The sequence below is a fragment of the Streptomyces prunicolor genome (assembly GCF_045162825.1).
Lineage (GTDB): Bacteria > Actinomycetota > Actinomycetes > Streptomycetales > Streptomycetaceae > Streptomyces > Streptomyces prunicolor.
In genome coordinates, this window is sequence record NZ_CP108676.1 from 1,845,781 (window position 1) to 1,864,795 (window position 19,015).

Sequence of the window (19,015 nt, forward strand, 5' to 3'; positions counted from 1 at the left end):
GGCGGGATAAGCGGACGATCAACGAGGCCTGTGAAGTCGTAGGGCTACGGCTGTGAAGGCTTTCTCCCGGTGTTCCCGCGGCCGCGGAGTTTGCCCACGCGCTCGCCCACGCCCCACGTCGTGACCCGCCACAGGGCCTCTACGAGGATGTCGCGGCTCATCTTGGAGTCGCCGAGTTCGCGCTCCACGAAGGTGATGGGGACCTCGACGACGTGGTAGCCGGCCCGGACCGCGCGGCGGGCCAGGTCGACCTGGAAGCAGTAGCCCTGGGAGGCCACGTCGTCCAGGCCGAGGCCTTCGAGGGTCTCGCGGCGGAAGGCGCGGTAGCCGCCGGTGATGTCGCGCAGCGGCAGGTCGAGGGCCACGCGCGAGTAGAGACTGCCGCCGCGGGAGATGAACTCCCGGGACTTCGGCCAGTTCACCACCCGGCCGCCGGGCACCCAGCGGGAGCCGAGCACCAGGTCCGCGCCCTTGAGCGCGGTGAGCAGCCGGGGCAGCTCCTCGGGCTGGTGGGAGCCGTCGGCGTCCATCTCGATGAGGACGCCGTAGCCGTTGTCCATGCCCCAGTGGAAGCCCGCCAGATAGGCGGCACCGAGGCCTTCCTTGCCCTTGCGGTGCAGCACCTGGACCTGTTCGTCCTCGGCCGCCAGCTCGTCGGCCAGCTTGCCGGTGCCGTCGGGGCTGTTGTCGTCCGCCACGAGGACATGAGCCTCGGGGACCGACTGCCGCACCCGACGGACGATGGACTTGATGTTCTCCGCCTCGTTGTAGGTCGGGATGATCACCAAGGCCGTGCCGAGCGGGCCGAACTTCCGCCCCTGGGCCTGTGCCGCGAGGGCTCCGTCGCCGTCGTTCACTGCTGCCCCTTCATGTCCGTACGCAGGCGTCCACCATAGTGGCCGCGGCCTGGGCTGACGTGCCAGGCCGTTCGTACGCTGGTGTCGATTCAACAAGAACGGGGTAAGAACGCGCTTTTCGGCACCTATGTGCTGCGGATGGGGGCCCGGCGCCCTTCGGGCCGACCTGGGACCCGCCGGCTGCGGGTCGACCAAGGCCGTTGTCTACTGGACGTCCGGGCCCCACCCGGGTCACACCAGCCGACCGGCCGGAACGTTCCCTCGCCGTGGCGCGGGCGCTGAGCCTGGCACCCAGTGACGGTGCCCGGTACGGCACACCGTCCCTGACCCAGCGGCGCTTCGGCGATTGTTCGGAGGTTCCCCGGTCGGGCGTCCGGTGGTGGACTCGGACGAACCTACCGGCCCCCTCCGGCCGCCTGTCAACAGCCGTTTGACCTGCTCTTTCTCCCTCAACCGGCTGGTCAGGGCAGAGGATGCGCAGGTCGCGCGACAGGGCGGCGGCCGTGGATCGGGCGCGCGCCACCCCGGGAGATCACTCGCCCGGCCGTACGAACACCGTCCGTCCGCCCACGACGGTCCGCAGACAGACCGGAAGGTCGCCGCCGGGCGTCAGGTCGGGCAGTCCGGGTGTGCCGGAGCGCGGGTCGGTCGACCAGCGCGCGACCCGGTCGTCGGGCGCCTGCACCACCAGGGCGTCGGTCCGCCAGACGGCGTAGTCGGCGGGCGCGCCCGGGACCAGGACACCCGCGTCGTCGCGTCCTACGGCCCGCCAGCCGCCCCGCGTATGCGCGGTGAACGCGGCCCGCACCGAGATCCGATGTTCAGCCGTTCGGTGGAACGCGGCGGCGCGGACCGTGCCCCACGGGTCGATCGGGGTGACCGGGCTGTCGGAGCCGAAGGCGAGCGGGACACCGGCCCGCAGCAGGGCCGCGAAGGGGTTCAGGGCGCGCGCCCGCTCCACGCCGAGCCGCTGGGCGTACATGCCCTCCTCGCCGCCCCACAGCGCGTCGAAGGCGGGCTGCACGGAGGCCGTGAGGCCCAGCTCGGCGAAGGCCGCGATGGTCTCCGGGGTGAGCAGCTCGGCGTGTTCGACGCGGTGGCGGGCGGCGCGGACGCGGCCCAGGCCGACCTTCTCGGCGGCTGCCCGGAAGCCGTCGACCACCGCGGTCACGGCGGCGTCCCCGATGGCGTGGAAGCCCGCCTGGAGGCCCGCCTCGGCGCAGGCGACGACATGGGCGGCGACGGCGTCCGCGTCGAGGTACGCGATGCCGGTGTGTCCGGCGTCGGTGTACGGCTGGTGCAGACAGGCGGTGTGCGAGCCGATGGAGCCGTCGACGAAGAGGTCACCCGCCGCTCCTACGGCGCCCAGCTCCCGCGCCTTCGCCACGTCCTGCTCGGCCCAGTAGCCGACGACGCGCGGCCCAAGCTCCTCACGGGACAGCCGCAGGAGGCCCGTGAAGTCGTCCTCGGAGGAGATGTCCGGTCCCGCGCACTCGTGGACCGATCCGACGCCCAGGGAGGCCGCGTGGGCCAGGGCGGTGCGCTGGGCCTCGACGCGCTGCTCGGGCGTGATGGCGGCGAGCGCGGTGGCGCGTACGGCGTGGTGGGCGTCGGCCGTGAGGGGGCCGTCGAGCGCGTCGAAGCCGGGCACCAGGTCGAGCAGGGCCGTGGTGACGACCGCGGAGTGGACGTCGATGCGGGAGAGGTAGAGCGGGCGTCCGCCGGTCGCCGTGTCGAGTTCGGCGCGGGTCGGCGGGCGACCCCCGGGCCAGCGGGCGGCGTCCCAGCCGTGGCCGAGCAGGACGCGGTCGGCCGGGCGGGCGGTGGCGAAGTCCCGGACCAGGGACAGGGCCGCCTCCAGGGAGGGCGCGTCGGAGAGGTCGAGGCCGGTGAGCGCGAGGCCGGTGGCCGTCGTGTGCACGTGTGCGTCGGTGAACGCCGGGGTGACCAGCGCGCCGTCCAGGTCGACCACCTCGTCGACACCGTCCGCGAACGCGTCGGCGGCGCCCTCGGAGCCGACCCAGGCGACCTGACCGCGCTCCACGACCATCGCGGTCGCGAACGGGTCTGCGGGGCTGTGGACTTCGCCGCGGCGGAGCAGGACGGTTGCCGGTTCGGGGGTGCGCTCACTCATGGGGAACAGTCTCGCGCCTCACCGGCGACGCCCCGCACGCAGGTCGGTCAGATGCGGGGCGGGCGGGCCTCGTACGGCGTCGAGAGCACCACCGTGGTCCGGGTCGAGACACCGGCCAGGCCGCGCAGCCGGGCCAGCAGCTCCTCCAGTTCGTGCGGGGTGGAGACCCGCACCTTGAGGATGTAGTTCTCGTCGCCCGCGACGCTGTGGCAGGCCTCGATCTCGGGGACGTCGGAGAGGCGGTCCGCGATGTCGTCGGGGGCGCTGGGGTCGAACGGTTTCACCGAGATGAAGGCGGTCATGGGCAGACCCACCGCCTCCGGGTCGACGACCGCGGCGTACCCGCGGATGACGCCACGCTGCTCCAGCCGGCGCACCCTCTGGTGCACGGCCGACGTGGACAGGCCCGTGGCCTTGCCCAGGTCTGTGTAGCTCATCCGCCCGTCCTTGACGAGCAGCTGCACGATTTGTCGGTCCAGCTCCTCCATGACGCAAGAACCTACAGTGCGGCTGATCTCCTCCGATACCTCGGCGGCGCAGGTCATACCCGGTTCGTGATGTGGCCGAGAGCGGCTTGTGAGCCTGCCGGGGACAAAAGTGCCGCCTCGGGCATCTGCGGGCGGCATGTGACGAACGCCACAGTCCTCGAACGGTCTCCGTGATGGTCTCGTGATTACCGCGGAGACGGGACGGGAAGTGCTTGCTGTGGTCGAGGCCGCAGCGCCTTCACGGCCCAGCCCAGTAGGGGGAGAAACCCATGCAGAGTGTTAAGCGCCCTGGACGCACCGCGCCCAAGCGGCCGCAGCTCGTCGTCGAGTCCGAGCCGGAGGGCGTCGAATCCGACGACTTCGACGCTGACGAGCTCGACGCGTACGACACCTTCGAGATGTTCCGGGTGATCTGCCCGGACTGCGTGCAGCCCATCGCGCTCCTCGCGGACGAGGAAGTCCTGCCGGAGCACGCGCTGTGCGCCTCGCCGTGGAACCCGTTCGGGCTGACGGTCTGCGCCGGTACGGGCCGTGAGGCGTCCGACGCCCGGTCCGCCGACGAGTCCGCGGAGCCCCAGGAGCAGGACACCGCGCTGCTGTTGACGCTCCCTCAGGGCCTCGACTGGCGGACGCAGCCCTTCTCGCACGTCGGCGGCCCCAGCTCGCGCCCGATGCGGGTGCCCGTCATGCGCCGCGCCGCCTGAGCGCACTCGCTCAACCCCAGTAGCTGCCCTGCACCATGGCCCGCAGGCTGCCGTGGTGCAGGATCAGTGTGTCCGGATCCGCCGGGACGGCCACCTCTCCGAAGTGCACCTGCCGGTAGGCGATACGAAGCATCACGATGGCGTGCCGCAGGGCCGCGTACAGGGTGTAGAAGTCCATGTCGCGCGGGGTGTGGCCGGTGAGTTCGGCGTACCGGGCCTCCACCCGGTCCCGGTGGAAGAACTCCGGCAGCCCCGGCTGGCCGAAGGCGACCGTCAGGTCCTGGAAGAAGCGGTGCAGATAGACGGTCCAGCCGAGGTCCACCTCGCGCGGGGCCGGGGCCGCCATCTCCCAGTCGAGGACGGCGACGGGGTCGAACCCGTCGTAGACGACGTTTCCGATGCGCGCGTCGCCCCAGTTGAGGACCGGTTCGCCCGGGTCGGTGGGCCAGAGTTCCGTCAGCCGCTCGAAGGCGCTCTCGATGAGGGGGGAGCGGGCGAGTCCGTCAACCACCCATGCGTAGTAGGCCCGTTGGGACGCGACGTGGCGGTGGAGCGCGTCGCCGTCACCCGAGAGGGTGAGGAACTCGGCCTCGGACAGCGGGACTTGGTCGTGAAGGCGGGCGACGATCCCGACCGAGGCGGCCTCCAGATGTTCTCGCTCCGCGTCGGTCGCCGCGTGCAGCCAATTGCCCTCGTACGTATACGGCATGACGTCCGGCGGTACGCGTCCCTCGGCGCGCTCCATGACGAAGAACGGCGCGCCGAGCGGGCCGGGGTCCTCCTCCAGCCAGCGGACCGCCGGTACCGGGAGGTCCGTGCGGTCGGCGACCAGGCGCATCGTGCGGAACTGGCGGGCCAGGTCGTAGACCGGGAAGACGGTGTACGCCGCCGGGTCGGCCGCGAGTCTCAACGCGCAGGCGTGGAGCGGGGGTTCGGGGTGGTCGATGTCGAAGAGCAGGGTCTCGCTGGACATGCCGTTCGAGGAGGGGACCCTGATGTCCACGGCCTTGGCGCCGGGCAGGCGGGTGTCGAGCCAGGCGGTGAGGCGGTGGGCGAGTTCCTCGGGGTCGCGGGTGGTCGTGCGGGGGCGAGGTGCTGTCGCCATGTCGTCTCAACTCCCTTACGGGGCGGTCCACATCACCTCGGCTCCCTACGACGCCACCGAGATGTCGCCTCAACCGCCTTACGGGGCGACCGAGTCGAAGCCGGTGAAGCCGCTCGGGTCGTGGCGGCCGAAGGAGCCGTGCTCGAAGATGCCGTGGCCTGTCATGCCGTCGAGGCGGAAGCGGGCCGCGTGGTCGGTCACGCCGTAGGCCGCGAGCGGGGCGGGCCGGGTGAGGTCGTAGGTGCGTCGGTCGAGCCACCCGGGACCGCGCCAGGTGCCGTGCTGCCAGTCGTCGGCGGGTGGGTAGCCGGCGCCGATCGCGAGAGGTGAGGAGGTCAGGATCTCCACTTCGAGGTCCTGGGGCTTGCGGGCGTCGCCGAGGTGGAGGAGGGCGCGCTCGGGGTGGCGGGTGCCGGAGCGGTAGGTGATCTCGGCCTGGGGCCAGCCGAGTTGGCGGTCGCGGTGGCCGGGGCGGACGACGGTCGCCTCGTTCAGGGTGCGGTAGCCGTCGGCGTCCTCCTGGACGATGACCATGAGGAAACGGTCCTCGAAGCGGACCGGGCACCAGATCCAGTGGAAGCCCTCGGTCGGGTGGGCCTCGGCGAGCCGGCCGCCCTCCTCGCCGGGGATCGGCCGCACACCCCAACTCCGGTCACGGGTACCGGTCCAGCCGTCGGCGGAGACCCGGAACTCCTCGCCGCCGGCGCGGATCACGCCCTCCACGCCGCCCGCCTGGACGAAGCGGCGCCCTTCGAGGGTGAGCCGGTCGCCGCGGTACTGGACGTGGTGGGGTTCCCAGAGGGCCGGGAACTCGGCGGTCCACGTGAGGTCGTACGAGAGGGAGTTGTCCTCGCAGCGCAGGCGGAGTCGGTGGAGTGGTTCCTCGACCTCGATGCGCAGTGGGCCTACGGCGAGGTGCATGCGGTCGTCGCCGAGGGCGTCCGAGGCGCGCACCGCGTGGAGTACGTCTCCGGTGCGGAGGGTCGCGTAGGCGTCGATCACCCCGACGTTGGGGTAGACGCCGAGGCCGAGGATGAGCAGGGCGCGGCCCTCGTGGTCGAACACGTGGAAGATACAGCGGTCGTAGGCGTTCCGGTCACCGGTCGCCACGTGCTTCATCGACAGCGGGACCTGGTGCACGGGGTACTCGTCGAGGGGCACGGGACGGTCGTCTGCCACGGCTAACCTCCCCTGAGGACAGTCGAGGTGACGGTACGTCAGGTGGCGTGCGGTGGCCAGAGCCGGGAGCCGTACGCCGGTGAACTCACGCTCGAATAAACGCACCGGTGACTTGTCGACATGCCCTTGCGTTGCCTCGGTATGACCCCCACCTATGCACCGACCGGGCGTCAGCGCCGGATCTTCGTCCCCGCACCCGCGGAATCGGTTCCGCCGGCGCCGCCGCAGCCCCAGGATCCGCCCATCTACCGCGATCTCATGCGGAGTTGGGCCGACCGGGGCCGCGCCCTGCCGGGGCGTCACGACCCGGAGTGGGCGCGGTTGGCGGCGCCGCCGACGGGGTCTGCCCGGTGGATCAGGGCGGAGGGGATCAACGACGTCTGATCGGCGACGGGGTCTTCCCCTACGAGGTTGTTCGGGGCAGGGAGACTGGCCGCCGACGGCTCAGACCCCAAGCGTCAGCCGGTTCGGTGGGCTTCCGGACCCGCCAAATGGCGGGCGATGACCATCCGTTGGATCTGGTTCGTGCCCTCGACGATCTGTAGGACCTTGGCCTCGCGCATATAGCGCTCGACCGGGAAGTCCGCGGTGTAGCCGTAGCCGCCGAGGATCTGGACGGCGTCGATGGTGGCCTTCATCGCGGTGTCGGTGCAGTGCAACTTGGCCATGGCGGCCTGTTTGGCGAACGGGCGGCCCGCGTCGCGCAGTCGGGCCGCCGCGAGGTAGAGGGCACGGCCCGCCTCGATCTGGGTGGCCATGTCGGCGAGCATGAAGCGCAGGCCCTGGAAGTCGGAGATCGGGCGCCCGAACTGCTGTCGGCCGCTCGCGTAGGCCACCGCCTCGTCCAGCGCGGCCTGGGCCAGGCCGATCGCGCAGGCCGCGATGCCGAGCCGGCCGGAGTCCAGCGCGGACAGGGCGATCGCGAAGCCCTGGCCCTCCTCGCCGATGCGCCGCTCGTCGGGGACGCGGACGCCGTCGAAGTGGACCTGGGCGGTGGGCGAGCCCTTCATGCCCATCTTCCTCTCCGGTGCCGCGCCGACCAGGCCGGCCGCGTCGCCGGGCACCAGGAAGGCGCTGATCCCGCGCGCACCGTCCTCGCCGGTGCGGGCCATGACCGTGTAGAAGTCGGCGATTCCGCCGTGGGTGATCCAGGCCTTGGTGCCGTCGATCACCCAGTCCTCGCCGTCGCGCACCGCCTTCGTACGCAGGGAGGCCGCGTCGGAGCCGGAGGCGGGTTCGGAGAGGCAGTAGGCGCCGAGGAGGCCGCCGCCGAGCATCGCGGGCAGGTGCTCGACCTGCTGCTGCTTGGTGCCGTAGTTGGCCAGCGCGTGACAGGACAGGGAGTGGACGCTGACGCCGAGGCCGACCGTGAGTCGGGCCGCGGCGAGCTCTTCGAGGACCTGGAGGTAGACCTCGTACGGCTGGTCGCCGCCGCCGTACTCGGAGTCGTACGGCAGGCCGAGCAGCCCTGACCGGGAGAGCAGGGTGAAGACCTCGCGCGGGAAGATCCCGGCATCCTCTTCCTCGGCCGCCCTCGGGGCGATCTCGCGCTGTGCGATGTCGCGGGCCAGCGAGATCAGATCCCGGGCCTCGTCCGTGGGCAGTTGCCGGTCCACCGGCGGCTGGGCGCGGTCGGGCATGGCGACGCTCTCCTCCCTGTCGGGCACATCGGCGGGCGTACGCCTGGGGTCGAGGCGACGTGGCCGGGTACCGCACGGATGCGGCCGCTGCTCCCGCTTCCGGGTCTCGGAAGCGGCTGACCAGCGGCTCTGCGCTGTGAGTATGCCCGATCGGAGGTCTCGCGTCACCAGTTAACGACCGCTTACTTCAAGAGTAGCCCGGTCGTCCGGAACTGGTCGGGAAGGATGGTTCAGCCGTCCCGGCGGGCCGGTGACGGCGCCGGATGGGCGGGGTCCAGTTCCTCGATGGCGCGCAGGGTGCCGCCGAGGGTCTTCACGAGGATTTCGCGCATCGTCTCGCGGGACAGGTCGGAGGTGCTGATCCACTCCAGGGTCGCGCCCTCGACGCTGCACACCCAGCCGAACAGGCCCATGCGTGCGATCCGGGAGATGTCGGTACGGCCGTACGCCCCGTCGGCGATGGTCGCGACGATCGCCGCGCGCACCCCGTCACGGATGGCGTGCACCTCGGTGTCGAAGCCGACGCCGCCGCTCACGATGGTGCGGTACGCGGCCTGGTTGTGCTCGGCCCAGCGCAGATAGCTGTCCATCGTCCGCTGCACGCGGTCCAGTTGGGGCAGTTCGAGACCGCTCGCCGCGAAGGTCACCAGGTCGGCGACCGAGTCGTTGATGATCGCCAGGTAGTAGCCGCGCTTGGACTGGAAGTAGTAGTAGATCAGCCCTTTGGCGACATGGGCCTGCCGCGCGATGTCGTCCATGGACAGCGCGTCGTAGGACGTGTCGGCGAACAACTTCCGGCCAATGGTGATGAGTTCGGCGCGGCGCGCCAAGGAACGCTCGGTACCGCGCGCCCGGGGACGCGCCACGTCAGGCTGCTGACTGATTTCCAATTTCGACTCTGGCTCTCCAACTGGGCTGGGTCAACCGCAGTATGGCAGGTCGGGTATGCGTCAGGTCACAGCAGGCCGATTTGGGTCACAAGCATCGCGATCACCACGACCAGGGTCCAGCCCACGATGTGCTCGACGATCTTCGGGCCGTCGCTCTTGGGGCCGCCGGTACGGGCACGGGTGCGGGCGGCGCTTGCTGAGTGTGCGGTCATGGTGGCTCGCAGAGGTCGGATGTGTGGTGGACTCCCCCGGTCTGTCCACCTTGCCATCCATATCGTCTTTCGCGCCGGAGACCTTGGTCACAGGGACCTCGGTCTCCGGCACGGGCTCAGCGCACGCCCACGGCCGCGAGTGCCGTGCGCTGGCGGGCGGTCGGGTGCGCCGGGAAGTAGAGGTAACAGACGCCGCCGGTACCGGAGGAGAGCTTGCCGGAGGCGTTGTACCGCTTGGTGCGCAGCCAGATGTTCTCGAACTCGCGCCGGTCGTAGACACGGCGGACGGCCGGATCGCTGGGCGAGAACGGGTCGTTGGCGATCACGTCGCCGTCCGCGGTGAAGCCGATCACCGTCATCAGGTGGCCGGAGGTGCCGTAGCCCGCGCCCGTCAGTTCGCTGCTGAGGAACGACTGGGACGTTATGGCCGGGATGCCCGCCGCGATCAGCGTCTCCAGGTCGGTGAGCGAGCCGAGCCGCGTGACCACGCCCTGGAGGTCCTTGAACGTGGCCGCGTAGGCGACGTTGAACGGCCAGTTGCCGCAGCCCTCGTACTGGTGGTCATAGGTGAAGCGGGCCGCGTTGTCGACTTGCGGGTCTGCGAACGCCAGGTTCACCCAGGCCAGTTGCTCCGGGGTGAGCCGGCCGCCCCAGTACTCGATGATCATCTGCGAGGAGGTGGGGCTGCACCAGGCCTCGCCGCCGTTGTCGTACTCGGGGTACTGGCCGATGTGGATCTCCTGCGAGTAGCGCGGGACGGTCAACTCCCGTGCCAGACCGGGAGTTGAGGCCGGCACCGTGAAGCGGTCGGGAATGTCCGAGCCCATCGCGCCCAGCCGCCAGACGACGGGGGTGAGCTTGGTGCCGGGCTCGCGGTAGAGGGTCAGGCGGAGTCGGTACGACGCGAGGCGCAGCCCTGTCGTGGCGTCGCCGATCGCGAAGGTGTCCGTCCAGATCGTGGACTTGCCGTCCGTCTGGTCGTCGACGGAGGTCCGCTTGATGTCCTGGTCGCCGGCCGCCCAGCGGCCCATCACGTACCAGGGGGTGTCCGTGCCGTCGGAGTACGTGCCGTGCAGTTCGACCTGGAGCCAGGTGCCGGCGGGGGTGTGCGCGTTCCAGGAGGCGATGGTCTCCGTGGCGGGGACGGAGAGCCGGTGGACGGGGGACGTCCAGGTCGCGTACTCCCAGGCCGCCGTCTTCTGGGTGTGCGGGTCCGTGTAGTCGACGCTGCCGAGGGCGGCGGCGATCGCGAGGCCGGGGCGGGGGCCCGCTACGGCGCGGGTGCCCTGGGCGGTGCCGCGGCACCAGTCGTCGTACGTGGTCCACGCGTGGTTGTCGACCATGCGTGACGGGGCGCCGTCGGAGTCGGCGGCCTCGGTGGCACTCGCGGTGGCGGCGACCGCCGGGCCCGGACCGCTCACCACGGCGGCGGCGACCGCGGCGGCCAGCACGGTTCTGCGGGACGGCTGTTCGGCTCTGCTCATGGGCGGAAGACCCCCGGGTTTTCCGAGTCGGGACAGATCCAGTCGGGACGGATCCCATGGACGACTGTGCGCCCACTATGAGCACATACGGCACTCCGCTGCCAGCACTTCGAACCTCGCCACACCCACCAATATTGGTATCGACCAGTGGCATGACCTGGGGCGGGAGTCACGACTCCCTAGACTGTCCCGGTGACCTGCGACATCGCCCGCCCCACGACCTCCCGGGACCAGCCATGCACGACCTCGCCCACCGTCTGAGCCAGCTGCCCCCGTCCTGCGGCCCGGTCCGGCTTGTCGGTGTCGACGGGTACGCGGGGTCCGGGAAGTCCACGTTCGCCGGGCGGCTGGCCGAGGCTCTGGGCGGCGCCCCGGTACTGCACCTGGACGACCTCGCCAGCCACGAGGAACTGTTCGGCTGGACCGGCCGCCTGCTGAGCCAGGTGATCACCCCGCTCGGCCGCGGCGAGACCGCGCACTACGCCCCCTACGACTGGCACGTCCGACGCTTCGCGGCGCCCCGCGCGCTGCCGCCCGGGCCCGTGGTCCTCGTCGAGGGCGTCGGTGCCGGGCGGCGGGAGGTGCGCCCGTTTCTCGCGGGGCTGCTGTGGATGGAACTGCCCCAGGAGGAGGCCTGGGCGCGGGGGCGGCTGCGGGACGGGGCGGAGCAGCGGGACTTCTGGGACGGATGGGTCGAGGCGGAGCGCGAACACTTCGCCAAAGACCCTTCGCGCCCCCACGCGGACTTCCTGGTACGGCAGTTGAGCAAGGGGTACGAGGTACTCCCGGGGACCTGCGGGACGATTGGACCGGACCACGCCATCACCCACGGTGACGGATCGCCCGCAGTGTGCTGAACTTGTGAAGACCCTTCCGCTCGAACTTCCTTGAGTGCCTCAACTCGGCTTGACCCAGGGGCCGTACAGGTCTTACGTTCTGAATGTGCGGCCGGTTCGAAGCCGCCCAGAGTCGCGAAGCCCCCGGTTGTTCCCCCGTGATCGGGGGCTTCGTTCTGCTCCCAGCACGTTTTCCGGCCGCTACGAGCCGTGATTTGCTCACCCTGGGTCACCGTCCTGAGTGCGCCCCATCTGCTCCCACCTCGTCAAACGGCCTGTGCGGCACCCTTCGATGGGCGACTGCCCCGCAGGTACGATGCCCAGGGTGCGACCGACGGACGGCTGCTTCGCGCACCACGGCAACTCCCGTCCGCGGCACAGCGGTTCGACCCAGACTGCCGACGGGCGCCGGCCCGGCGGTGAATCAACGGGGGCACGGTTTGTGGGGGGACGTGATGGACTTCGGCACGCAGGGCCCCGAGGCCCCGGCCGACCTCGCGTGGCTGCGAGGCGTGGACGCCTACACGATGGGCGCTTATCCGCAGGCGGAGGAGGAGTTCCGCACGGCGGTACGGATGGATCCCGGGATGGCCGACGGCTGGCTCGGGCTGCACGCGCTGCGGGTCGACACGACGACCGCGTTGCTGCGGATGTACCGGCACCGTGAGCGCTTCGGGGAACAGCGCACCAGGCACCGCCGTACGCTCAACTCCTGGTACTGGCTTGGCTGGTGGGTGCAGCCCGTGCTGGAGAGTCCGCGTGATCTGCTGCTCGCGCACGCCTCGCACTGGCTGGACGGCCGCCATGTGCCGGAGCTGGACCGGGCGTTGGCGGGGCTGCCGCCCGTGGACACCGACCACCAGGTGCGCTTCCTGCACGCGTGCCGGGCCTATCTGGTCAAGGACTGGGAGCAGCTGGTCCGGCACACGGATCCGCTGATCAACGATCAACTCCTGGGCATCGAGGCCGGGTTGTTCGGCGGGATGGCCCGGGTACGCCTGGAGATGTACGGCCAGGCCGAACCGCTCCTCTCCTCCGCGCTGATGCGCTGCCGCAGTGAACAGCCTCAGCGCAAGGAGTTGCGGTACTGGCTGGCGCGGGCGCATGAGGGCACCGGGCGCAGTGCGGCCGCGCTGCCGCTGTACCGGGCGGTGTACCGCGTGGACCCGGCGTTCATGGACACCTCGGCGCGGCTGGCCGCGATCACCGACTCCGACGGGTACGACGGCTCCGAGGACGTGACCGACCTCGCGGCGATCACGCTCTCCGGTGGGCAGGACGCGTTGGAGGGGCCGGACGGGCTCGATCCGCTGTTCGGGGCGGAGGGGCGGGATCTGAGGCTGTCCGAGCCCGGTCTGCCGCCGACCGGGCCGCTGCCGTCCGCGGGTGACTCGGTGCGGGAGAAGACCTCGAATCCGGTGCTGCCGCTGCCCACGGGGCCCACTGACCCGGTCTTACTGGAGGAGGCGCTCAACGAGCTTGAGCGCATGGTGGGGTTGGAGCCGGTCAAGCGCCAGGTCAAGGCGTTGTCGGCCCAGTTGAACATGGCTCGGCTGCGGGCCGGGCAGGGGTTGCCGGTCCAGCCGCCGAAACGGCACTTCGTCTTCTCCGGGCCCTCGGGTACCGGCAAGACCACCGTGGCGCGCATTCTCGGGCGGGTCTTCTACGCCCTCGGGTTGCTCGGCGGGGACCATCTCGTCGAGGCGCAGCGGGCCGACCTGGTCGGTGAGTACCTCGGCCAAACGGCCGTGAAGGCCAACGAGTTGATCGACTCGGCGATCGGTGGCGTCCTCTTCGTCGACGAGGCGTACTCGCTCTCCAACTCCGGTTACGGCAAGGGGGATGCGTACGGCGACGAGGCCTTGCAGGTGCTGTTGAAGCGGGCCGAGGACAATCGCGACCACCTCGTGGTGATCCTGGCGGGCTATCCGGAGGGCATGGACCGGTTGCTCGCCGCGAACCCCGGGTTGTCGTCCCGTTTCACGACCCGCGTCGACTTCCCTTCGTACCGGCCGCTTGAACTCACCTCTATCGGCGAGGTGTTGGCGGCGGAGAACGGTGACGTGTGGGACGAGGAGGCGTTGGACGAGCTGCGGTCGATCGCCGGGCACGTGGTCGACCAGGGGTGGATCGACGAGCTCGGTAACGGGCGGTTCTTGCGGACCCTGTACGAGAAGAGCTGTGCGTATCGGGATCTGCGGTTGTCGGTGTATCCCGGGATGTTGTCGCGGGATGATCTGTCCACTTTGCGGTTGCCGGATCTGATGCAGGCGTATGGAGAGGTGTTGTCGGGGCGGGGGCCGGGCTCTGCCGGGATGTGAACTGCGGTACGCGTGAGCTCGGTTGGATCCGTCTCTTCGCGGCTGCGGGTGCGTTGTGGCTGGTCGCGCCCACGCGGCGGAGCCGCAAATCGACACAGCCCCGCGCCCCTTGGGTGGGCGCGGGGGCCGGTGTCGGTCAGGCGCCGCCGGCTTTGAGGCCTGGACATCCACTGTCGGCTTCCAGGCGTCAGGCACCAGGCACCAGGCACCAGGCACCAGGCACCAGGCACCAGGCACCAGGCAGGCAACGTCCGCTTCAGACCTCAGGTCAGACACCGGCGACTTCAGACCTCAGGTCAGACACCGCCAGCTCCAGGCGCCAGCCACTCACCGCCGGCCTCAGGCCCAAGCCAAACACCGCACGCTTCAAGCCTCAGCCGGCCACCGCCTGCTTGAGTTCCGCCGTCCGCGGCTGTGCCGGTGCCGGGACCTCTCGGTGGGCCGGGTCTGTTACCTCGCCCACCAATAGCTCCAGGACGTCCTCCAGGGCGACCAGGCCCAGGACCTTGCCGGAGGCGTCCGCCACCTGGGCCAGGTGGGTTGCCGCTCGGCGCATCACCGTGAGGGCGTCGTCCAGCGGGAGTTCGGAGCGGAGTGTTGTCATGGGGCGCCAGATCTGTTGGGGGACCGCTCGCTCCGACTCCTCCAGGTCCAGTACGTCCTTCACGTGCAGGTAGCCCATGAACGCGCCGGTCTCCGCGGCGATCGGGAAGCGGGAGTAGCCGGTGCGGGCCGTGAGGGCGACGATTTCGCCCGGGGTGACCGAGGGGCTGACCGTAACCAGGTTCTCGCGGCGCAGGAGGACGTCCGTGACCGGGCGGGAGCCCAACTCCAGGGCGTCTTCCAGGCGTTCCTGTTCCTCCGGGTCGAGGAGGCCGGCCTGGCCCGAGTCCTCCACCAGGCGGTTGAGCTGTTCGCTGGTGAAGACGGCCTCGACCTCGTCCTTGGGTTCGACGTGGAAGAGGCGCAGGATGCCCTGGGCTACGGCGCCGAGGGCCACGGTGATCGGCTTGCAGACGCGGGCGAAGGCGACCAGGCCGGGGCTGAGCCACATCGCGGCCTTCTCCGGCGCGGCCATCGCGAGGTTCTTCGGGACCATCTCGCCGATGACGAGGTGGAAGAAGACGACCGCGGCGAGCGCGAGGATGTAGCCGAGGGGGTGGATCATGCCCTCGGGCAGGTGCATCCACTCGAACACCGGCTCCAGGACGTGTGCGACCGTCGGTTCGGCGACCGCGCCGAGCGTCAACGAGCAGACGGTGATGCCGAATTGGGCCGCCGCCATCATCTGCGGCAGCCGCTCAAGGCCGTAGAGGACCTGTCGGGCGCGGGCCGTGTTGAGGGGTTCGATCTGGCTGCGGCGGACGGAGACGAGGGCGAACTCGGCGCCGACGAAGAAGCCGTTGGCGAGCACCAGGAGGACGGCGAAGAGGAGTTGGAGGACGGTCATCGGGCCGCCTCCATCACGTTCACCGCAGGGGTCGTGCGGACCAGGCGGACTCGTTCGGCGCGGTAGTGGCCCACCTGGCGGACCGAGAGCCGCCAGCCTGGGAGTTCGGCCTTGTCGCCGGGGGCCGGGATGCGGCCGAGGAGGTCGGCGACCAGTCCGGCGACCGTCTCGTACGGGCCCTCGGGGACGTCCAGGCCTATGCGTTGGAGGATGTCGACCCGGCAGCTGCCGTCCGCGTCCCAGGCCGGCTTGCCGTCCTCCGGTGGGGCCGCGGCGAGTTCGGGGACGTCCTGGTCGTCGTGCTCGTCGCGGACCTCGCCTACGAGTTCCTCGACGATGTCCTCCAAGGTGACCACCCCGGCCGTACCGCCGTACTCGTCGACCACGACGGCGATGGGCTGTTCGCTGCGCAGCCTGGCCAACAACGGTTGCACGGGCAGGGTCTCGGGGACCAGTACCGGGGACTTGGCGATGCTGGTGACGGAGGTGCGGAGGCGGTCGTGCGAGGGGACTGCCAACGCGTCCTTGAGGTGGACCATGCCGACGATCTCGTCGATCTTCTCGCGGTAGACGGGGAAGCGGGACAGTCCGGTGGCCCGGGTCAGGTTGACCACGTCCTCGGCGGTCGCCGACGACTGGAGCGCGCTGACCTTCACGCGCGGGGTCATCACGTGCTGCGCGGTCAACTCGCCCAGCGACAGTGTCCGTACGAAGAGGTCGGCGGTGTCCTGCTCCAGCGTGCCGGCCTGTGCCGAGTGCCGGGCCAGGGAGACGAGTTCACCGGGGGTGCGGGCGGAGGCCAGTTCCTCGGTGGGCTCTACGCCGAGGGCGCGGACGAGCTTGTTGGCGACGGTGTTCAGCGCGGCGATCACCGGGCGGAACAGTTTCGCGAAGGCGTGCTGTGGTGCGGCGACGAAGCGTGCGACCTGGAGCGGTCGCGACACCGCCCAGTTCTTGGGCACGAGCTCGCCGATCACCATCTGTACGGCGGAGGCCAGCAGCATGCCGACGACCACGGCGACGCCGGAGACGGCGCCCTCGGGGATGCCGATCGCGCTGAACGGGCCGTGCAGCAGTTCCGCCAGGGCCGGTTCGGCGAGCATGCCGACGACCAGGGAGGTGATGGTGATGCCGAGCTGGGTGCCGGAGAGCTGGAAGGACAGCTCTTTGAGCGACTCGACGACCGTGGCGGCCCGTCGGTCGCCCTCGGCGGCGGCCTTCTCGGCCTCGGGACGCTCCACGGTGACGAGCCCGAACTCGGCCGCGACGAAGAAGCCGTTGGCCAGAATCAGCAGGATCGCCGCTCCGAGGAGCAACAAGGGGATGGTCATGCCGCCGCCTCGATATGTCGGGAGGGGGCGGCGCAGGTACTACAGGACGATCCGTCCATCGCTGGAGGGAATCACTCCTCGGGTCGCAGGGTGCCTCTGAAGACAGGGGGAACATCGGTGGCGGAGGCGGGAACGAAAAACGCCACCGACAACAGATTAATCAAGACATGGCCCTCTACGGCAGATCCCTCAGCGACCGGTCCTCGGCGAGCGCCCGCAGAGTGCGCGCGTCGGCGATGGCCCGCTCCTTGGCGATACCGGGCTGGATGCCCAGTGCGGGCTGGCTGGTGCCGTCGCTGAGGTTGAGGAACACCCAGGGATCGCCGGGGCGCAGATTCACCTGGAGGATCTCGGCCCACTCCAGATGGCGCCTGCTCACGATGTTCACGACGGTGACACCGGACTCGTCGGCGACGACCTTCACCCGTGCGAGCAGGGCCAGTACGGCGAAGAGGACGGCCCCCGTGAAGACGAAGCTGAGCTTCTCCCCCGGGGTGAGCTGCTCCAGCAGCATCGCGACGGTCGTGATGACGACGAAGATCGCGACGCCCGCGGTGAGCAGCACGGCACGGGTGCGGCCCGGCCGGAACGTGATCGGCAGGGCGGGGAGTTCGGACATGGTCGGCGTGATCCTCGGTGTGTTCCTCAGAGACGGCAGGCGTGGATGGCCGTCGTCAGGATGGCCCGGGCGCCGATGTCGTACAGGTCGTCCATGATCCGCTGCGCTTCCTTGGCGGGGACCATCGCGCGGACGGCGACCCAGCCCTCGTTGTGCAGCGGGGAGACGGTCGGGGACTCCAGGCCGGGGGTGAGCGCGACGGCCTTCTCCAGCTGCTCGACGCGGCAGTCGTAGTCCATCATCACGTACGTCCGGGCGACCAGGACGCCCTGGAGGCGGCGCAGGAACTGCTGGACCTTCGGCTCCGCGGTGTCGTCCGTCGGGGCGTCCTTGCGGCGGATGACGACGGCCTCGGACTTCATGATCGGGTCGCCGAAGACCTCAAGTCCCGCGTTGCGCAAGGACGTTCCGGTCTCGACGACGTCCGCGATGACCTCGGCGACGCCTAGTTCGATGGCGGTTTCCACGGCACCGTCGAGGTGGACCACGGCGGCGTCGATGCCGTTGTCCGCGAGGTGCTTGGCGACGATCCCCTCGTAGGAGGTGGCGACCGTCTTGCCCTTGAGGTCCGCCATGCTGCTCGCCGCGCCCGGCTTGGAGGCGAAGCGGAACGTGGAGCGGGCGAAGCCGAGCGGGAGGATCTCCTCGGCGCTCGCGGCAGAGTCGATCAGCAGGTCGCGGCCGGTGATGCCGATGTCGAGGCGGCCGGAGGAGACGTAGATCGCGATGTCGCGCGGGCGGAGGTAGAAGAACTCGACCTCGTTGACCGGGTCGACGATCCGCAGTTCCTTGGACTCCCGGCGCTGCTGGTAGCCGGCCTCATGCAGCATGTCCGCCGCAGGTCCTGACAGGGAACCCTTGTTGGGGACGGCGATGCGCAGCATGAGGTCGGCTTCCTTCGCGTGAAAAGGGGTGAGGAAAGGGGCGAACTGTCGAAAACGGTTCTGAAGGGGTTTTACAGGTGGGCGTAGACGTCGTCCAGCGAGATTCCGCGGGCGACCATCATCACCTGGACGTGGTAGAGCAGCTGCGAGATCTCCTCGGCGGCCGCTTCCTTGCCCTCGTACTCGGCGGCCATCCAGACCTCGGCGGCCTCTTCTACGACCTTCTTGCCGATGGCATGGACGCCCTTGCCGACCAGCTCTGCGGTGCGGGAAGTGGCGGGGTCGCCGGTGGCGGCCTTCTGCTGGAGCTCGGTGAAGAGCTCCTCGAACGTCTTATTGGACATGATGTCCCAACACTACAGAGTTGCGGGCACACCTCATCGCCAGGGTTCGGATACTGAGCGGAGGGTGGCCGCCGTGGCGACCGCCGCCGTCACCGCCTCGTGCCCCTTGTCCTCGTTCGAGCCCTCCAGGCCCGCCCGGTCCAGGGCCTGCTCCTCGGTGTCGCAGGTCAGGACGCCCATGCCGACAGGGACGCCGGTCTCGACCGAGACCTGGGTGAGGCCCTGGACCACACCCTGGCACACGTACTCGAAGTGCGGGGTGCCGCCGCGGATGACGACACCGAGGGCGACGATCGCGTCGTAGCCCCGACCCGCCAACACCTTTGCCACGACGGGGAGTTCCCAGCTGCCGGGGACCCGGAGCAGGGTCGGCTCGTCGATCCCCAGGTCGTGCAGGGCGCGCAGCGCGCCGTCCACCAGACCGTCCATCACCTTTTCGTGCCACTGCGCCGCGATGACGGCGACCCGCAGGTCTCCGACGTTGCGTACGGACAGTTCGGGTGCACCCTTGCCGCTCACGTCTCTCCTCAGTTCCTG

General features: G+C 70.2%; 19 protein-coding genes. 4 read left to right on the forward strand and 15 right to left on the reverse strand.

Going from position 1 to position 19,015, the window contains the following annotated elements; translation table 11 throughout:
- Nucleotides 1–44: 44 nt before the first annotated feature.
- The 3 genes from OG588_RS08205 to OG588_RS08215 all read right to left on the reverse strand — a co-directional run bounded on the left by OG588_RS08205 (nucleotide 45) and on the right by OG588_RS08215 (nucleotide 3,479).
- Nucleotides 45–857, reverse strand: coding sequence for a polyprenol monophosphomannose synthase (locus tag OG588_RS08205; protein WP_405946711.1), 813 nt, complete (start codon nucleotides 855–857; stop codon nucleotides 45–47).
- Between the two features lie 532 nt (nucleotides 858–1,389).
- Complete coding sequence (locus OG588_RS08210) at nucleotides 1,390–2,991, reverse strand: amidohydrolase (RefSeq protein WP_405946712.1); 1,602 nt, start codon at nucleotides 2,989–2,991, stop codon at nucleotides 1,390–1,392.
- 47 nt (nucleotides 2,992–3,038) lie between these two features.
- Complete coding sequence (locus OG588_RS08215) at nucleotides 3,039–3,479, reverse strand: Lrp/AsnC family transcriptional regulator (RefSeq protein ID WP_026150833.1); 441 nt, start codon at nucleotides 3,477–3,479, stop codon at nucleotides 3,039–3,041.
- 269 nt (nucleotides 3,480–3,748) lie between these two features.
- Between OG588_RS08215 and OG588_RS08220 the strand changes: the two genes are divergently transcribed.
- Entirely contained in the window at nucleotides 3,749–4,183 is a 435-nt protein-coding gene (locus OG588_RS08220) for a hypothetical protein (protein ID WP_405946713.1), read from the forward strand.
- 10 nt (nucleotides 4,184–4,193) lie between these two features.
- Here the strand turns inward: OG588_RS08220 and OG588_RS08225 are convergent, their stop codons facing one another.
- Nucleotides 4,194–5,288 carry a phosphotransferase family protein gene (locus tag OG588_RS08225; protein ID WP_405946714.1) on the reverse strand — a complete coding sequence of 365 codons (1,095 nt, stop codon included), beginning with the start codon at nucleotides 5,286–5,288 and terminating at the stop codon, nucleotides 4,194–4,196.
- Between the two features lie 78 nt (nucleotides 5,289–5,366).
- A complete protein-coding gene (locus OG588_RS08230; RefSeq protein WP_405946715.1) occupies nucleotides 5,367–6,467 on the reverse strand; it encodes a hypothetical protein in 1,101 nt (366 codons plus the stop codon).
- Between the two features lie 141 nt (nucleotides 6,468–6,608).
- Between OG588_RS08230 and OG588_RS08235 the strand changes: the two genes are divergently transcribed.
- A complete protein-coding gene (locus OG588_RS08235) occupies nucleotides 6,609–6,851 on the forward strand; it encodes a hypothetical protein (RefSeq protein WP_405946716.1) in 243 nt (80 codons plus the stop codon).
- 74 nt (nucleotides 6,852–6,925) lie between these two features.
- Here the strand turns inward: OG588_RS08235 and OG588_RS08240 are convergent, their stop codons facing one another.
- The 4 genes from OG588_RS08240 to OG588_RS08255 all read right to left on the reverse strand — a co-directional run bounded on the left by OG588_RS08240 (nucleotide 6,926) and on the right by OG588_RS08255 (nucleotide 10,693).
- Entirely contained in the window at nucleotides 6,926–8,107 is a 1,182-nt protein-coding gene (locus tag OG588_RS08240; RefSeq protein WP_405946717.1) for an acyl-CoA dehydrogenase family protein, read from the reverse strand.
- A 230-nt stretch (nucleotides 8,108–8,337) separates the two neighbouring features.
- Complete coding sequence (locus OG588_RS08245) at nucleotides 8,338–8,997, reverse strand: TetR/AcrR family transcriptional regulator (RefSeq protein WP_405946718.1); 660 nt, start codon at nucleotides 8,995–8,997, stop codon at nucleotides 8,338–8,340.
- 65 nt (nucleotides 8,998–9,062) lie between these two features.
- A complete protein-coding gene (locus tag OG588_RS08250) occupies nucleotides 9,063–9,209 on the reverse strand; it encodes an SCO1431 family membrane protein (RefSeq protein ID WP_405946719.1) in 147 nt (48 codons plus the stop codon).
- 116 nt (nucleotides 9,210–9,325) lie between these two features.
- Complete coding sequence (locus OG588_RS08255) at nucleotides 9,326–10,693, reverse strand: peptidase C39 family protein (protein WP_405946720.1); 1,368 nt, start codon at nucleotides 10,691–10,693, stop codon at nucleotides 9,326–9,328.
- Nucleotides 10,694–10,929: 236 nt separating this feature from the next.
- Here OG588_RS08255 and OG588_RS08260 point away from each other — a divergent pair, with 236 nt between their 5' ends.
- The gene (locus OG588_RS08260; protein WP_405946721.1) at nucleotides 10,930–11,550 is read left to right on the forward strand and encodes a uridine kinase; all 621 of its coding nucleotides are present in this window, start codon (nucleotides 10,930–10,932) and stop codon (nucleotides 11,548–11,550) included.
- Nucleotides 11,551–11,984: 434 nt separating this feature from the next.
- Entirely contained in the window at nucleotides 11,985–13,850 is a 1,866-nt protein-coding gene (locus OG588_RS08265; protein WP_393049373.1) for an AAA family ATPase, read from the forward strand.
- Nucleotides 13,851–14,223: 373 nt separating this feature from the next.
- On the opposite strand, the gene OG588_RS08270 is transcribed toward OG588_RS08265, so the two are convergent.
- From OG588_RS08270 to ribH, 6 genes are all read right to left on the reverse strand, one after another.
- Complete coding sequence (locus OG588_RS08270; protein WP_405946722.1) at nucleotides 14,224–15,300, reverse strand: hemolysin family protein; 1,077 nt, start codon at nucleotides 15,298–15,300, stop codon at nucleotides 14,224–14,226.
- Nucleotides 15,297–16,631 (reverse strand): hemolysin family protein, encoded by a 1,335-nt coding sequence (locus OG588_RS08275; protein ID WP_366097376.1) that lies wholly within the window; start codon nucleotides 16,629–16,631, stop codon nucleotides 15,297–15,299. The genes OG588_RS08270 and OG588_RS08275 overlap by 4 nt, the downstream gene beginning before the upstream one ends.
- Nucleotides 16,632–16,806: 175 nt before the next feature.
- Nucleotides 16,807–17,250: a PH domain-containing protein gene (locus OG588_RS08280; protein ID WP_405946723.1), complete on the reverse strand. Its 444-nt coding sequence runs from the start codon at nucleotides 17,248–17,250 to the stop codon at nucleotides 16,807–16,809.
- Nucleotides 17,251–17,276: 26 nt separating this feature from the next.
- Nucleotides 17,277–18,134: an ATP phosphoribosyltransferase gene (hisG, locus tag OG588_RS08285; RefSeq protein WP_019059679.1), complete on the reverse strand. Its 858-nt coding sequence runs from the start codon at nucleotides 18,132–18,134 to the stop codon at nucleotides 17,277–17,279.
- Between the two features lie 71 nt (nucleotides 18,135–18,205).
- Nucleotides 18,206–18,478 carry a phosphoribosyl-ATP diphosphatase gene (locus OG588_RS08290; RefSeq protein WP_018534786.1) on the reverse strand — a complete coding sequence of 91 codons (273 nt, stop codon included), beginning with the start codon at nucleotides 18,476–18,478 and terminating at the stop codon, nucleotides 18,206–18,208.
- Nucleotides 18,479–18,511: 33 nt separating this feature from the next.
- Nucleotides 18,512–18,997 (reverse strand): 6,7-dimethyl-8-ribityllumazine synthase, encoded by a 486-nt coding sequence (gene ribH / locus OG588_RS08295; RefSeq protein ID WP_019059681.1) that lies wholly within the window; start codon nucleotides 18,995–18,997, stop codon nucleotides 18,512–18,514.
- Nucleotides 18,998–19,015: the final 18 nt, after the last annotated feature.

Excerpts from the sequence above, each read along its gene's own strand:
- OG588_RS08280 (WP_405946723.1), bottom strand. The coding sequence starts at position 17,250 with ATGTCCGAACTCCCCGCCCTGCCGATCACGTTCCGGCCGGGCCGCACC.
- OG588_RS08260 (WP_405946721.1), top strand. The coding sequence starts at position 10,930 with ATGCACGACCTCGCCCACCGTCTGAGCCAGCTGCCCCCGTCCTGCGGC.
- OG588_RS08240 (WP_405946717.1), bottom strand. The coding sequence starts at position 8,107 with ATGCCCGACCGCGCCCAGCCGCCGGTGGACCGGCAACTGCCCACGGAC.
- OG588_RS08210 (WP_405946712.1), bottom strand. The coding sequence starts at position 2,991 with ATGAGTGAGCGCACCCCCGAACCGGCAACCGTCCTGCTCCGCCGCGGC.
- OG588_RS08225 (WP_405946714.1), bottom strand. The coding sequence starts at position 5,288 with ATGGCGACAGCACCTCGCCCCCGCACGACCACCCGCGACCCCGAGGAA.
- hisG (WP_019059679.1), bottom strand. The coding sequence starts at position 18,134 with ATGCTGCGCATCGCCGTCCCCAACAAGGGTTCCCTGTCAGGACCTGCG.
- OG588_RS08265 (WP_393049373.1), top strand. The coding sequence starts at position 11,985 with ATGGACTTCGGCACGCAGGGCCCCGAGGCCCCGGCCGACCTCGCGTGG.
- OG588_RS08275 (WP_366097376.1), bottom strand. The coding sequence starts at position 16,631 with ATGACCATCCCCTTGTTGCTCCTCGGAGCGGCGATCCTGCTGATTCTG.
- OG588_RS08235 (WP_405946716.1), top strand. The coding sequence starts at position 6,609 with ATGACCCCCACCTATGCACCGACCGGGCGTCAGCGCCGGATCTTCGTC.
- OG588_RS08290 (WP_018534786.1), bottom strand. The coding sequence starts at position 18,478 with ATGTCCAATAAGACGTTCGAGGAGCTCTTCACCGAGCTCCAGCAGAAG.
- OG588_RS08255 (WP_405946720.1), bottom strand. The coding sequence starts at position 10,693 with ATGAGCAGAGCCGAACAGCCGTCCCGCAGAACCGTGCTGGCCGCCGCG.
- OG588_RS08215 (WP_026150833.1), bottom strand. The coding sequence starts at position 3,479 with ATGGAGGAGCTGGACCGACAAATCGTGCAGCTGCTCGTCAAGGACGGG.
- OG588_RS08220 (WP_405946713.1), top strand. The coding sequence starts at position 3,749 with ATGCAGAGTGTTAAGCGCCCTGGACGCACCGCGCCCAAGCGGCCGCAG.
- OG588_RS08250 (WP_405946719.1), bottom strand. The coding sequence starts at position 9,209 with ATGACCGCACACTCAGCAAGCGCCGCCCGCACCCGTGCCCGTACCGGC.
- OG588_RS08270 (WP_405946722.1), bottom strand. The coding sequence starts at position 15,300 with ATGACCGTCCTCCAACTCCTCTTCGCCGTCCTCCTGGTGCTCGCCAAC.